Genomic DNA, 14,337 nt, shown 5'->3' on the forward strand with positions numbered 1-14,337 from the left:
AGACTAATATTTGAGCATTGACAATTTGTTTTGTTAAATTGTATGAAATTCAGTCAATTAGCCTTGAAAGTCTTATCTAGCCTTGCTTGCGACCCGCTATGCGGCACCACTCACTCTGCTCTTTGATAGGATCAATGTGAAACTCATCACGGTAATAGTCGGCCACATCTTCCGCTTGAGTGTCGAGGACGCCAGACATCGCGAGCTCGCCATTGGGCTTAACTAAAGACTTGATGATGGCAGAAAGCTCACGCAGTGGACCGGCCAAAATGTTCGCCACTACGACGTCGGCAACCAGACCTTCTGGTTGATCTTGAGGAAGGAAGACATCGAGTTTGTCGGCCACACCGTTACGCTCTGCGTTGTCTCTTGAGGCGAGCAGGGCTTGCGGATCGATATCGATGCCGATGACGCGCTCTGCGCCCAGTTTGATTGCTGCAATCGCCAGAATGCCTGAGCCACAACCAAAGTCGATCACGGTTTTGCCCGATAGATCGAGACTCTCTAGCCACTCTAGGCAGAGCGCCGTGGTGGGGTGAGTACCGGTACCGAATGCTAGGCCAGGGTCAAGCATCACATTGATCGCGTCTGGCTCTGGGACATCTCGCCAGCTTGGGCAAATCCACAAACGCTCACCAAACTTCATTGGGTGGAAGTTGTCCATCCACTCTCGCTCCCAATCCTTGTCTTCAAGCTGTTCCACTTTGTACGCAAACCCTTGAGGAAGCAGGCCGCTTTGCGTCATCTGTGCCAGCACAAAATCGGTGTCCGCTTCGGCATCGTAGAGTGCAAGGATGTCGGTGTCGCCCCACAAGCGCGTTTCACCCGGCAGCGGCTCGAAGACCGGCGTATCGTGCGCGTCTAAAAAGGTGACCGATAGGGCGCCGGTCTCTTCCATTAACATGTCGCCGATCGGTTCAGCGTTTTCATTGGTCGCGTTGAGTTTGATTTGAATCCAAGGCATGGTCTGGCTCTGCTCGATAAAAAGGAAATTGGCGCAGAGTGTAGCAGAATTGAGCGAGAGGGGGGAGTTGCTAGTTGCTAGTTGCTAGTTCCTAGTTCCTAGTTCCTAGAGGGGGACTGTGAAGAATAAAAACGCCCAGCGGTGGGCTGGGCGTTAGGAGAGAGCGTTGTCACTCAGAGAATTAGTGGTTTAGACCGAGCTTTTTCTCTAGGTAATGAATGTTGGCACCGCCGTGTTGGAAGTTCTCATCATTCATGATCATCTCTTGCAGTGGCACGTTGGTTTTGATGCCTTCGACGATCAGTTCGCCGAGTGCATTCTTCATGCGTGCGATCGCGACATCACGGTTCTCACCGTAAGTGATCAGTTTGCCGATCATCGAGTCATAGTGCGGTGGCACAGTGTAACCAGAGTAGATGTGCGATTCCCAACGTACGCCCATGCCGCCAGGGGCGTGGAAACGCTCAATTTTACCTGGTGAAGGTAGGAAGCGCTCTGGGTCTTCGGCGTTGATACGACACTCAATCGCGTGGCCGCGGATTTTGATGTCATCTTGCGTGAACGACAGAGGTTGACCTGCGGCAACGCGTAGCTGCTCTTTGATGAGGTCGATGCCAGTGACCATTTCAGTGACTGGGTGCTCAACCTGAATACGGGTGTTCATCTCGATGAAGTAGAACTCGCCGTTTTCGTACAAGAACTCGAACGTGCCTGCGCCGCGGTAACCGATTTCGATACACGCACGGGTACAACGCTCACCGATGTACTTACGCATTTCAGCCGTGATGCCCGGTGCCGGTGCTTCTTCGACCACTTTTTGGTGACGACGCTGCATAGAACAGTCACGTTCACCAAGGTGGATAGCGCCGCCTTGACCGTCTGCGATGACCTGGACTTCAACGTGACGAGGGTTTTCAAGGAATTTCTCCATGTAGACCATGTCATTGTTGAAGGCCGCTTTCGCTTCTGCGCGCGTCATGGCAATGGCTTGCACCAAGTCTTTTTCAGCACGGACCACACGCATACCACGACCGCCGCCGCCGCCAGAGGCTTTGATGATCACTGGGTAGCCGATGCGTTTCGCGTGGGCTTTGTTTTTGTCTTCGTCGTTGTCGAGCGGGCCATCTGAGCCAGGTACACAAGGTACGCCCGCTTTTTTCATTGCGGTGATGGCTGACACTTTGTCGCCCATCATGCGAATGGTTTCCGCTTTTGGACCGACAAAGATGAAGCCGCTGCGCTCAACTTGCTCAGCGAAGTCTGCGTTTTCCGACAAGAAGCCGTAACCTGGGTGGATAGCGACCGCACCGGTCACTTCTGCCGCAGAGATAATACGAGGAATATTGAGGTAACTGTCGATACCACGTGCAGGGCCGATACAGACGGTCTCGTCTGCCAGCAGGACGTGTTTAAGATCGCGGTCAGCCGTTGAGTGGACGGCTACCGTCTTGATACCGAGCTCTTTACAAGCGCGAAGGATACGAAGTGCGATTTCACCTCGGTTCGCGATGACTACTTTATCTAACATAACAGAGGGCCTCTATTATTCGATAACAACAAGCGGTTGATCGAATTCTACCGGTTGGCCGTCTTCAGCAAGGATGGCAGTCACGACGCCAGATTTATCGGCTTCGATTTGGTTCATCATTTTCATCGCTTCAACGATACAGAGCGTATCGCCGGCATTCACTTTCTGACCAACTTCAACAAACGCTTTCGCATCTGGGCTTGGCGAACGGTAGAAAGTACCGACCATTGGAGAAAGAACCTGGTGACCAGACACTGCTGCTGGTGCAGACTCTTGAGCTGCAGGAGCAGGGGCAGGCGCAGCGGCTGGCGCAGGCGCCGCAACCGGTGCTGGCGCGGCTGCGTATTGGATAGGAGCAGGCTGCGCAGGCGCTGCAACGCCGTGACGACTGATGCGTACCGACTCTTCACCTTCAGAGATCTCTAGCTCAGCAATGCCAGACTCTTCAACTAATTCGATAAGCTTCTTAATTTTACGGATATCCATGTGTCTTTCTCTTTTATCTTGTGAATAAGACAGCGCCTAAAGGCGCTGCAGAGTAGTGAGTATCGGCGTCCATCTGTCCGCCGCGTGTTGTCTTGTTACGCTGACTTGAGCTTGTTTATCGCTGCCATCAACGCAAATTGGTAACCTTGTGCACCTAAACCACAAATCACACCCACTGCTTTATCAGACAGGTAAGAGTGATGACGGAAGGGTTCACGTGCGTGCACATTGGATAAGTGCACTTCAATAAAGGGAATCGCGACGCCGAGCAGCGCATCGCGCAGCGCGACACTCGTATGAGTAAAGGCCGCTGGATTGATGATGATAAAGTCTACCTCGTTGAGCGACGCGTGGATTTTTTCAATCAGTTCATACTCTCGGTTCGACTGCAAATGCTCCAGTTCGACATCCGCTTGCTGGGCTTGTTCCATCAAGCTATCGACAATGTCCGCTAAGGTGTGAGAGCCGTAGTGGGCAGGCTCTCTTAGCCCAAGCAGGTTGAGATTTGGACCATTTAGGACAAGAATGCGTGATTTTGCTGTCATTGTGTCGCTATCTTCCTAGTTATTGAGATGAACTCAAATATTCCCATATTATCAAGGATAGGGCATGTCATTTTTAATGCAAACGGAGCCGAATCTTTGAAATTGACCAAGATTATAGCTAATTCAGCGCATTTAGCAGCAATTTACTGGTCTAATCACCTGTAGGGGAGCCAGGAAGTGGGACGAGGATCTAGGCTTGATGCCTTCTCGCGCATGAATAAGAGTGGGATAAGGGTGGAATAAGAGTGGAAGTGGGGAGGTAAAAACGCCGCGCTTATTGTAAGCGCGGCGGGTAATTTTAGTTCCTAGTTCCTAGTTCCTAGTTCCTAGAGTGGCGAGAGTGTTGGAGTTGTCCCCCTCTAGGAACTCGCCTCTAGGAACTAGGCCCTTAAACCAACTCTGCTTTCTCTTTGATGAGCTTGTCGACCACGCTTGGATCGGCCAAGGTGGAGGTGTCGCCGAGGTTACTGGTGTCTCCGGTGGCAATCTTGCGCAGGATGCGGCGCATGATTTTGCCCGAGCGGGTTTTCGGTAGCGAATCGGTCCAGTGTAGTACATCTGGGGTGGCAATTGGGCCTATCTCTTTTCTTACCCAATCTTTGACCTCTTTGTGCAGCTCGGCAGAAGGGAACTCGCCGTCGATGAGCGTCACGTAAGCGTAGATGGCTTGGCCTTTAATATCGTGCGGAATGCCAACAATCGCTGCTTCGGCAATTTTCTCGTGCGCAACGAGCGCCGATTCAATTTCAGCAGTACCCATGCGGTGACCGGAGACATTGAGCACGTCATCGACACGGCCGGTGATCCAGTAGTAGCCATCTTCATCACGACGGGCGCCGTCGCCGGTAAAGTACATGCCTTTGAAGGTGGAGAAATAGGTTTGCTCAAAACGCTCGTGATCGCCATACACGGTGCGCATCTGCCCTGGCCAAGAGTCGAGGATCACCAAGTTACCCTCAGCGGCTTGTTCTTCAATTACGTTGCCCATGTTATCGACCAGCGCAGGTTGAACGCCAAAGAAAGGACGGGTCGCCGAGCCGGGTTTGAGGTCCGTTGCGCCCGGTAGCGGCGTGATCAAAATGCCGCCGGTTTCGGTTTGCCACCAGGTATCGACAATCGGAGATCGCTCATTACCGATGGTTTTGTAGTACCACTCCCACGCTTCTGGGTTAATGGGTTCACCGACCGAGCCCATGATGCGTAAGCTGTCGCGTGAGGTGCCTTCGATGGCTTCATTGCCTTTCGCCATCAAAGCGCGAATCGCTGTGGGCGCGGTATAGAGAATGTTGACTTGGTGCTTGTCGACCACTTCGCTCATGCGGCTGGTGTTGGGATAGTTAGGCACGCCTTCAAACAAAATGGTTTTGGCGCCATTGGCGAGCGGGCCATAAATCAGATAGGTGTGACCGGTAATCCAACCTACATCGGCGGTACACCAGAAGGTTTCGCCCGGTTGATAGTCAAACACATATTTGAATGTCATGGTGGCGTAGACTAGGTAGCCGCCAGTGGTGTGCAGCACGCCTTTGGGTTTGCCCGTTGAACCTGAGGTGTAGAGGATAAAGAGCGGATCTTCGGCTTTCATCTCTTCTGGTGGGCAGTGATCAGAGGCTGCGGCGGTGGCTTTGTGCCACCACACATCGCGGTGATCGTGCCAATCAATGTCGCCGCCTGTACGTTTGAGCACCACGACTTTTTCAATCGTTTTCACTTCGGGGTTGGTGAGCGCTTCATCGACGTTTTTCTTCAAAGGCACCGCACGACCGCCGCGCACACCTTCATCGGCGGTGATCACCACTTTGGCGTCGGAGTCAATAATACGGCCAGAGAGCGCTTCCGGTGAAAAGCCGCCAAACACGACGGTGTGCACCGCGCCAATGCGGGTACAGGCGAGCATGGCGATCGCCGCTTCCGGTACCATCGGCATGTACAGACAGACCACGTCGCCTTTGTGTACGCCTTGCTCTTTCAGCGCGTTAGAGAAACGGCACACCTCTTTGTGCAACTCGTTAAACGTGAGCGTTTTGTCGTCTGCCGGGTCGTCCCCTTCCCAGATGATGGCGACGTCATCGCCGCGCTCGGCGAGGTGGCGGTCAATACAGTTGGCGGAGACGTTCAGTGTGCCATCTTCAAACCAGCGAATATCGACGTGGCCGGTATCGAACGAGGTGCTTTTGACTTTAGTGAAGGGTTTGATCCAATCCACCACTTTGCCGTGCTCGCTCCAAAACGCGGTTGGGTCCGTGACCGATTGTTGGTACATGGCAAGGTAGGTGTCATTGTCCGCGTGGGTCGTGGCTTTGATGTTCTCTTTGACTGGATACACGTGGGCTTCACTCATGGCTAATCTCCTTATGCTCTGCTTGGGCTTGCCAAGCAAAGGTGTCCTGTTTGTTGTCGTTTTAAACGGTGAGCGTTTGAATTACTGTTCACTTTCGGCCACCGCCCCCGATTCGACAATTAGACTTTAGGATGAATGGGCGAGATATCGGTGGCCGTGGTCGGCGTAATGGCGAACTTTGCGATCTCGCGCACTCTCCTTGCGTACGTTCAGCGTGAGACGTAGGGCAAGTTCAGGCTCGGTAGATCGCCGTGTGTTAAACGCACAAACACCATCGCTGCGGCGATGGCGTCTTGCAGCGCGTCATGGCGGCTTTGCAGCGGCAGGTCGAGATGTTTGCAGATGGCATCGAGGCTCAAATCGAAATAGGCGTTGGGTAGGTGTTTTTCCAGCTTGTCGTGGTAGATCTGGCTCACTTCGATGAGTGGGTTGGGCAGAGGAAACCCCAATTGCTTACGACACGCTAAGTCGAGGATTTTCTTATCGTAACGGATGTGATAGCCGACTAAAGGCCGATTGCCGATAAAATCGAGCAGTTTGATCAGAGCGCGCTTTTCATCGATGCCATCGAGCAAGTCTTGGTGGCGAATGTGGTGAATTTTCACTGAGCCCGAGTCGAGCGATTGCGGCGCGCGCAGGCGCACTTCAAAGGGCGCACTGGTGAGGATGCGATTGTCGATGATTTTGGTCGCCGCAATGGTGACCAGCTCGGCGCGGTTAGGGTCGAGGCTGGTGGTTTCACAATCGAGTGACACGTACTCCCCTTTTTGCAACGCGCCAAATAACGATTGGTAGGGGCTGCCTTTGAGTTTGTAGTACCAGTAACGACGCATCAATAGGTTCATGGATGACCTCAATCTCGGATCTGGTAGTGATAGCTGATAAACTGCTTAAATTTCTTCACCACATGCAAACTGTGGCGCAGTAGATCGCGCTCGGTGCGATCGAGCTGTTTGAGGTCAATTCGGTTGTGGGTGTGTTGGTTACCAAGCTGCTGATGAAGGCGCAGTTTAAAAAACAGTTTCAGCGCTTCACTGAGGTTGTCAGCGGTATCAGGCTCGAGGATTTTTTTGCGCGAAAGACTTTCGATGCGTTCAAAGGTGTTGTGCTCCTCAATGCCGTATTCCAGTGCCAAGGTACGAATACCATGCACGATGGGGAAGATGCCGCCACTTTTCAGATCGACTCCCTTTTTGTCGGTTTTGACGTTGCCAAACAGCGTCAGTGGCAGAGAGAATTGCAGCGCCGGACGACAAAAGTCCTGCAGCGCCAACATGTTGTTGAGCATCAATCGATGAAGGTGTTCCATGATGGGGTCGAGGAGCGCGAGATTGCCCGCCACCGCATGTGCGTCACTGAAAATTGCCAAGTTCATAATCTGATCGGCGCTGCTCGCTTTGGCCCAGCGGCTCAAGGTGGCGCTCCATTGCGTCTGGCTTTTGACCCACTGCGGATTGTTGACCATCACATTGCCCGGGCAGAGCGGATAACCCAACTGCTGCAAGGTATGGGTCAGCTGCTGCATGACGGCATCACACTGCGGCCATTCCAGATCGGGGGCGAGAATCAGCGCGTTGTCTTGGTCGGTTTTTAAGATCTGCTCCCCACGCCCTTCTGAGCCTAAAACGATCAAACAGCAGTGATCGTGAAGGGCGGGAGGAACAATCAGTTCAAAGGCTTTCTCGATAATTTGTTCATTAACGGCAGAAATCAGCTCCATGATAAAGCGGGTGCGAATACCATTGCCAAGCAGGCTCTCGACCAAGTGGCGCTGGCGGTTCGATGCGAGCGCGAGCTCTTCGACACTGCTCGCTCTGGCAATGCTCAAACTCAACACGTGTGAGTGAGTGGAAAAGGCGCTGAGGATTTGCGTCATATCCAGCATGCCGACCGCTTCTTTACCATCGGCGACCATCACGCGCTTCATGCGTTGACGCGTCATTTTGATCATCGCATTAAACAGAAACTCGCCATCGTCGACATGGATGACAGGAAAGGTTGCGATCTCGCCCACTGGGGTGTCGAGCGGGTGGTCATCCAGCATGACCGCATGGAGCATATTGGTGCGCGTGACAATGCCAAAGGGCAGCTCATGAGGATGGTCGGCAAGCCTTGGATCATCGTCTTCTAATCGTACCAGCGCGGCATCGATGGCGTTCTCTTTGAGTGTGCGAGTCACCTCATTGAGCGGCATGTTGGGGGCGATCACCATCGGTGGATGATAGATGGCTTTATCGACTTTGGTCAGAATGAACTCGGCTAGGTTTTGTTGCTGCTGCGCGGCTTCAATCAATTCCTGACGGCGCGCGAGGTTAGTATCAAAATAGGCGGCAAACTGGCCATTCTCGTTGTAGAGCGACATAAAGGTCGCTTTGGGCAGCAGGTAAGCGAGGGTATCTTCTAGCGCCACGTAATGGTGCTTAGATTGGCCATCAAACAGGCCGCGCACATCAAACAAGTCATCATTGGCGTAGTGAGCAAAAATTTCGTTGCCATCCTGAGAGCGCTCTTCCACCGCGCCTTTGATCAAAATATGCAGATGATCCACACGCGCGCCGGGCTTTATCAAGCTCTCTTTAGTGCGGAAATAGGCGACATCAAGCGCCGAGCGCAACTCGGTTTGCTGCGCTTCACTCAGCCTATCAAACGGCGGTGACTGCATATTGAATTTATCAGGCATAGCGGCTCTACACTCTCGCTCTACAGGGGTAGGTGAATAAATAAAGTGTGCGCGATCAGCGTATAAATGCCAGACGACTTTGGTCTTATAGGGGGAGTGCCTAGTTTCTAGTGCCTAGTTCCTAGAGGTCTGATTCTAGGAACTCGGCTCGTGCTTCTAGCAACCCACTTCTAGGAACTAGGCACTCGCCTCTAGGCACTGTCTTCTAGGCACTGTCTTCTAGGCACTGTCTTCTAGGAACTAGGAACTCCCCTCTAGGAACTTCTTCCCTTTTTATTCCATGCAAACGCGGTCATAATGCCGCCGTTGTCTACTCCCTAATCGTGACTGAGGTTTGCATGTTCACTCCTTCTCCCTATGGTTGGATCTCACAATATTTTGCGGGGTTCTTTTTTGCTTATGGCGTCTATTTGCCTTTTTGGGCGCTGTGGTTTGAAAACCAAGGAGTGACGCCGACCGACATTGGTGTCTTGGTCGGGATTGGCTTTGCGACGCGCTGCGTGGCGAACTTGGTATTAACGCCGCGCATTCATAAGGTGGAGCATTTAATGCCGGCGCTGCGTTGGTTCAGCTTGGCGGGGCTTCTGTTTGTTGGTTTCCACTTTTTTACCGGCGGAAGTTTTTGGTTAATGGCGCTGGCGACGGTGCTGTTTAACCTTTGCTGCGGGCCGATTGTGCCGCTCTCTGATGCGATGGCCAATTACTACGCGCGGCTCAATAAGCTCGATTATGGTCGCACGCGCTTGTGGGGCTCGATTGCCTTTATTGCCGGCTCGACCGTGGTCGGGTTTATGGTTGCCCATTTTGGCAGCGACATGATTGTGTGGACGGCGATGGCGGGCATGTTGGCGGCTTGGCTGATGAGTTTAAGGCGCATCCAGCCTATGCCGGTGACCAGTGATGTCAGCGCAGGCGTGAGACCGAAACTGATGGAGCTGCTGCGTGAAGGACCAGTGGTGAAGTTTCTCCTGCTGGTGGCGCTGATTCAGGGCAGTCATGCGGCGTACTACAGCTTTAGTGCGATTCATTGGAAAGCGGCGGGGTACTCGGAAGACATCATCGGCTATTTGTGGAGCTTAGGGGTGGTGGCGGAAGTGGCGGTGTTTGCCCTGAGCAAGCGACTGTTTTCTGGTTGGTCACTGCGCGCTATGTTTGCGCTTGCTTCAATTGGGGTGATGGTGCGTTGGGGCATGACGGCATCGACGACGCTACTGCTCGCTTTGGTGCTGATTCAACTGCTGCACGGCGTGACCTTTGCGGTGGCGCACATTGCCGCGATTCAGTACATCCAACACTCCGAGCAGAGAAAAATGGTGGCGCTGCAAGCCTTGTACAATGCCATTCCGCTTGGCGCTGTGATTGCTTTGATGACGACCTTAAGCGGCTGGGGTTTTGAGCACTGGGGCGCGAACGTCTTCTGGGCGATGGCCTTGATGGGTGCTGTGTCGCTATTTATTAAAGTGGCGCCACAAGAGAATCCCGTGACCTCTGAGCAATTTGTCAATGAAGCGCAAGTCGCCAAAGAAGCAGAGCCGCAAGAGGGAGAAAAAGCTACGGAAAGCGGCGCGTAAAGCACAGAATTTACTCAAGTCGATTGAGTTGCCGCCAGCAAATTCGTTTAATAAGTTAACCCTTATCGCTCACCTCACTGGCGCGGCGATGGGGAGTACCGATAAACGACGATAAGGATATCGAATGCAAGGTTGGTTGGTGATCGCGGTTTCGCTTCTCTATCTTGGGCTGCTTTTTTTGATCGCATGGTATGGCGATAATCGCGTCAAGTGGTTGTCGCGCTGGCGGCCTTGGGTCTACAGCCTTTCGATTGCGGTTTACTGCACCTCATGGACGTTTTATGGCACCGTCGGTCAGGCGAGCAGCAATCCTTGGTCCTTTCTGCCTATCTATGTGGCGCCGATTCTGGTCTTTACCCTAGGTTGGCGCGTCCTCGCTCGCTTGGTGATCACCGCCAAGCGTGAGCATATTACTTCCATCGCCGACTTTATCGCCGCCCGTTATGGCAAATCTCAAGGGCTGGCAGTAGCGATCACCTTTATTGCTGTGATTGGCATTTTGCCCTACATCGCGCTGCAACTGCGTGGCATTACCATGGGGCTAGAGATCATCGCGCCGAGCGTGAGTGAGGATTTCGCGCGCTTTGGTTTTGATGTGTCCTGGTTTGTGGTCGGGGCGCTAGCGGTGTTTACCATGCTGTTTGGTACACGTCACATTGATAATACCGAGCACCACCGCGGCATGATGATGGCGATTGCGTTTGAGTCGCTGGTCAAGCTGGTGGCGTTTTTGGTTGTCGGCTGTTTTATTCTCTATCTCGCCTTTAGCCGCAGTGACATTCAGTTGATGGCGATTGCCGCCGAGACTTATCAATCCCCCAATATCCCGACCTTGCTGATCCACACCGCCCTGACCATGATGGCGATCGTCTGTTTGCCGCGTCAGTTTCATACCATGGTGGTGGAGAACGAACGCGCGCAAGATTTGCATACCGCGCGCTGGCTCTTCCCGCTCTACCTGGTGTTAATGGGGCTGTTTGTCCTGCCGATTGCGTGGGTCGGCCAAGGCATCTTAAGCGGCGAAAGCCCAGATACGTATGTGATCAGCTTGCCGATGGCGGTGGGCGCGCAAGATTTCGCTCTGCTGGCGTTTTTAGGCGGCACCTCGGCGGCCAGTGGCATGGTGATTGTCTCGACCATCGCGCTGGCGATCATGGTGTCGAATGATATGGTGATGCCATTGCTGCTGCGCCGTATGCGCCTCTCGCATCGTAACCATCGTCACTTCTCTGGCTTGCTGTTGATCATTCGTCGCGGCTTGATTTTGCTGCTACTGCTAGGCGCTTGGGGTTTTTATCAGGCGCTGGGCAGCATTCATTCGCTCTCTGCAATTGGCTTTCTCTCGTTTGCGGCGATCACCCAGTTTGCCCCAGCGCTGATTGGCGGTATGTACTGGCGTCAAGGCAATCGCAAAGGCGTCTATGTCGGGCTAGGTTTTGGTTTTACCTTGTGGCTGATCACCTTGATGAGCCAAACCGGCATCTTAGCGGGGGATGCACAAAGCAACTTCCTGTTGTGGATCATCACGCCGCCAGAAGGGTTGGCATCACTGGGCATTGCGCGCTCTGATTGGGGGATGCTGCTGAGCATCAGCGCTAACCTGTTCTTCTATTTGCTGGTGTCGAGCGTGACGCGCTCGAGCCTCAGTGAGCGGTTACAGTCAGCCTCGTTTATCGGTACGCCGCTGCCAGAGAGTGAGAACATGAGCCTCTACCAGAGCCGAGTGACGGTCGGTGAGTTGGAAATGCTCGCGTCGCGCTTTGTCGGCAGGCAGCGGGTGCGCAGCGCGTTTCGTCAATATTGGCAGCAGCAACGTGAGACACTGATGCCTAATCAGCAAGCGCCCTCGACCTTGATTCGCCATACTGAGCGGGTGCTGGCCGGTGTGTTTGGTGCCTCGTCAGCGAAGTTGGTGCTCACCTCTGCGCTGCAAGGGCGCAACATGCAGCTTGAAGAGGTGGCGACCATTGTCGATGAGGCCTCCGAGCTGTATGACTTTAGTCGCGGCTTGCTGCAAGGGGCGATTGAGCATATTGGCCAAGGCATTGCCGTGGTGGACAAGCAATTGCGTTTGGTGGCGTGGAATCAGCGTTATCTTGAGTTGTTTGAGTTTCCGCCCGGCTTGATTCAAGTGGGCAGGCCGATCGCCGATGTGATTCGCCACAACGCCGAGCAGGGGCTGTGTGGCCCCGGTGACCCAGAAGATCACGTTCGCAGGCGGGTGTATCATTTAGAACAAGGCACGCGCCACACCTCTTCACGTGTCAGGCCCGATGGACGCGTGATTGAGGTGCAAGGCAACCCGATGCCCGGCGGCGGCTTTGTGATGAGTTTTACCGACATTACCGTGTTCCGCGACGCCGAGCAGGCGCTGATCGACGCCAATGAAACTCTAGAAGAGCGCGTTCGAGAGCGCACCTTTGAGCTGGAAAAACTCAACAAAAAATTGGTCAGTGCGACCCAGCGTTCCGAGCGCGAATCGCAGTCCAAATCACGCTTTTTGGCCGCGGTGAGTCACGATTTGATGCAGCCGCTCAATGCGGCGCGCTTGTTTGCCTCCTCTTTATCTGAAGTGACGAAAGCTGACTCGGTCTCTATTTCTTCTTCGACTGCTATGGAGGAGGGGAAAGAGTCCGAGGCGCAGCGTCTTGCTCACCATATCGAAAGTGCCCTTGGCGCGGCAGAAGATTTGATTGGCGATCTGCTCGATATTTCGCGTTTGGAGTCTGGCAAGCTGGAAGTGCACATTCACCCCTTTGCGCTCAATGATGTGCTCTCCAACCTCAATGCCGAGTTTAGCGCTCTGGCGAAAAAGCAAGGTATCGACTTTCGCATGATGCCGAGTGACTTGGTGGTTGAGTCAGACCCTAAACTGCTGCGCCGCGTGGTGCAAAACTTCCTCACCAATGCGTTTCGTTACAACCCACAAGGCAAGGTAGTGCTCGGCGTGCGCCGCATCCAAGGTTGGGCACGCATTGAGGTATGGGATAACGGCGTGGGGATTGATGAAGACAAGCAGCAAGAGATCTTTGAAGAGTTCAATCGCGGCAGTCATGCCCAAGATGGCCAAGGGCTACGCGATCAAGGGTTGGGTCTGGGGCTCGCCATTTCCAAAGGCATCGCGCATGTACTCAATCATGAAATAGGGATGCGCTCATGGCCTGGGCGTGGCAGCGTGTTTTCGATTCGTCTGCCGCGCGCGGTGCATGCCAGTCCAGCTCCTGCGCCTGCCGCGGCGCCGAGTGTTGGCGATCTCAGCCACTTGCGCGTTCTGTGTGTCGATAACGAAACGGATATTTTGGTCGGGATGGAGACGCTGCTTGGCCGCTGGGGATGTGAGGTGCGCAGCGCCACCGATCTGGTCAGCGCGTTGGCGGCGATGGACGAGCAGTGGCAGCCGGATGTGATTTTGTCCGATTACCGCCTCGATCACGGCCGAACGGGTTTAGAAGTGTTGCAGCAATGTCGCTTGCGACTGGGCGCGCGATTTAAAGGGGTGATCATCAGCGCCGATCGCACCCAAGAGATGATGCAAGGCATCGAGTCGAGCGGATTTGCGTTTATCGCCAAGCCCGTCAAGCCGCTGAAACTGCGAGCTATGCTGAATGGGCTTTAGCCTGACGGAAAATTCATCGGTGTAAACGAAAAGGGAAAGCGAACATCGCTTTCCCTTTTCGTTCATGGTTCCTTTGCGGCCCATCATTCATTGCCAGTAAACAAGGTCTCATAGGTCACAAACGCCGTTTGGGTGTCACCGTAGTAGAGGGTGCCATCGGATTGCGCCGCGACGCGAAGCCAGCTCTCTTGGGAGGCGGGGCTGGGTAGGGTGATATACCACTGTTTGCCCTCACTGTCGGCGCGTTGCATGTCGACGGGGGTCGTTGTGGTGTCGATGTCATTCACTAGCGAGAGTTTGACCCCTTGCAGTGGGTGCAGCGAACTCATTGAGAGTTCTAACGTCTCTTCGGTCAACTTTTCAGAGCGAAACTTAATTTTGAACTCACCATTTTCCATGTCACACAGACCACTGGTATAGCGGCAGTTGGATTTGCTGACCAGCTTATACGCTTGGCCCTCTTTGGCGGCGTGCGGCTTTTCACTCACGGCCAAATCGGTACCGAAATAGGCGATGATGGAGAGAATCGGGGCAATCAATAGAGCAATGATAAAGTGTTTATTTTTGAACATCTTGGCTTCCTTGCAACCGCTCAAAGTTTTTTCG

10 protein-coding genes are annotated in these 14,337 nt (G+C 53.6%); 2 read left to right on the top strand and 8 right to left on the bottom strand.

Annotated features, from left to right (window positions below):
• Positions 1-76: 76 nt before the first annotated feature.
• The 7 genes from prmA to AC6R0R_RS16275 form a co-directional block, all read right to left on the bottom strand.
• Positions 77-964, bottom strand: a complete 888-nt coding sequence (prmA, locus tag AC6R0R_RS16245; protein ID WP_500627479.1) for a 50S ribosomal protein L11 methyltransferase — start codon at positions 962-964, stop codon at positions 77-79.
• A 181-nt stretch (positions 965-1,145) separates the two neighbouring features.
• Positions 1,146-2,492, bottom strand: a complete 1,347-nt coding sequence (gene accC, locus AC6R0R_RS16250) for an acetyl-CoA carboxylase biotin carboxylase subunit (protein ID WP_487902789.1) — start codon at positions 2,490-2,492, stop codon at positions 1,146-1,148.
• Positions 2,493-2,507: 15 nt separating this feature from the next.
• The gene (accB, locus tag AC6R0R_RS16255; RefSeq protein ID WP_500627480.1) at positions 2,508-2,978 is read right to left on the bottom strand and encodes an acetyl-CoA carboxylase biotin carboxyl carrier protein; all 471 of its coding nucleotides are present in this window, start codon (positions 2,976-2,978) and stop codon (positions 2,508-2,510) included.
• A 95-nt stretch (positions 2,979-3,073) separates the two neighbouring features.
• Positions 3,074-3,523 carry a type II 3-dehydroquinate dehydratase gene (gene aroQ / locus AC6R0R_RS16260; RefSeq protein ID WP_500627481.1) on the bottom strand — a complete coding sequence of 150 codons (450 nt, stop codon included), beginning with the start codon at positions 3,521-3,523 and terminating at the stop codon, positions 3,074-3,076.
• A 388-nt stretch (positions 3,524-3,911) separates the two neighbouring features.
• A complete protein-coding gene (gene acs / locus AC6R0R_RS16265; RefSeq protein WP_500627482.1) occupies positions 3,912-5,864 on the bottom strand; it encodes an acetate--CoA ligase in 1,953 nt (650 codons plus the stop codon).
• Between the two features lie 209 nt (positions 5,865-6,073).
• A complete protein-coding gene (locus tag AC6R0R_RS16270; RefSeq protein WP_334554707.1) occupies positions 6,074-6,709 on the bottom strand; it encodes a 3'-5' exonuclease in 636 nt (211 codons plus the stop codon).
• Positions 6,710-6,717: 8 nt separating this feature from the next.
• On the bottom strand, positions 6,718-8,544 hold the full coding sequence (locus AC6R0R_RS16275) for a DUF294 nucleotidyltransferase-like domain-containing protein (RefSeq protein WP_500627483.1): 1,827 nt from the start codon (positions 8,542-8,544) through the stop codon (positions 6,718-6,720).
• A 338-nt stretch (positions 8,545-8,882) separates the two neighbouring features.
• Here AC6R0R_RS16275 and AC6R0R_RS16280 point away from each other — a divergent pair, with 338 nt between their 5' ends.
• Together AC6R0R_RS16280 and AC6R0R_RS16285 are read left to right on the top strand one after the other, a co-directional pair.
• On the top strand, positions 8,883-10,115 hold the full coding sequence (locus AC6R0R_RS16280) for a 3-phenylpropionate MFS transporter (protein ID WP_500627484.1): 1,233 nt from the start codon (positions 8,883-8,885) through the stop codon (positions 10,113-10,115).
• 124 nt (positions 10,116-10,239) lie between these two features.
• Positions 10,240-13,731 carry a hybrid sensor histidine kinase/response regulator gene (locus tag AC6R0R_RS16285; protein WP_500627485.1) on the top strand — a complete coding sequence of 1,164 codons (3,492 nt, stop codon included), beginning with the start codon at positions 10,240-10,242 and terminating at the stop codon, positions 13,729-13,731.
• Between the two features lie 83 nt (positions 13,732-13,814).
• Here the strand turns inward: AC6R0R_RS16285 and AC6R0R_RS16290 are convergent, their stop codons facing one another.
• Positions 13,815-14,303, bottom strand: coding sequence for a hypothetical protein (locus tag AC6R0R_RS16290; RefSeq protein ID WP_334554697.1), 489 nt, complete (start codon positions 14,301-14,303; stop codon positions 13,815-13,817).
• Positions 14,304-14,337 lie beyond the last annotated feature (34 nt).

Source organism: Vibrio sp. R12-SW3-ISO1, assembly GCF_059834005.1.

What these genes read in the sequence shown, in the direction of transcription:
- AC6R0R_RS16280 (WP_500627484.1), top strand. Translation starts at nt 8,883, where the DNA reads ATGTTCACTCCTTCTCCCTATGGTTGGATCTCACAATATTTTGCGGGG.
- accB (WP_500627480.1), bottom strand. Translation starts at nt 2,978, where the DNA reads ATGGATATCCGTAAAATTAAGAAGCTTATCGAATTAGTTGAAGAGTCT.
- AC6R0R_RS16290 (WP_334554697.1), bottom strand. Translation starts at nt 14,303, where the DNA reads ATGTTCAAAAATAAACACTTTATCATTGCTCTATTGATTGCCCCGATT.
- accC (WP_487902789.1), bottom strand. Translation starts at nt 2,492, where the DNA reads ATGTTAGATAAAGTAGTCATCGCGAACCGAGGTGAAATCGCACTTCGT.
- AC6R0R_RS16270 (WP_334554707.1), bottom strand. Translation starts at nt 6,709, where the DNA reads ATGAACCTATTGATGCGTCGTTACTGGTACTACAAACTCAAAGGCAGC.
- AC6R0R_RS16285 (WP_500627485.1), top strand. Translation starts at nt 10,240, where the DNA reads ATGCAAGGTTGGTTGGTGATCGCGGTTTCGCTTCTCTATCTTGGGCTG.
- prmA (WP_500627479.1), bottom strand. Translation starts at nt 964, where the DNA reads ATGCCTTGGATTCAAATCAAACTCAACGCGACCAATGAAAACGCTGAA.
- acs (WP_500627482.1), bottom strand. Translation starts at nt 5,864, where the DNA reads ATGAGTGAAGCCCACGTGTATCCAGTCAAAGAGAACATCAAAGCCACG.
- AC6R0R_RS16275 (WP_500627483.1), bottom strand. Translation starts at nt 8,544, where the DNA reads ATGCCTGATAAATTCAATATGCAGTCACCGCCGTTTGATAGGCTGAGT.
- aroQ (WP_500627481.1), bottom strand. Translation starts at nt 3,523, where the DNA reads ATGACAGCAAAATCACGCATTCTTGTCCTAAATGGTCCAAATCTCAAC.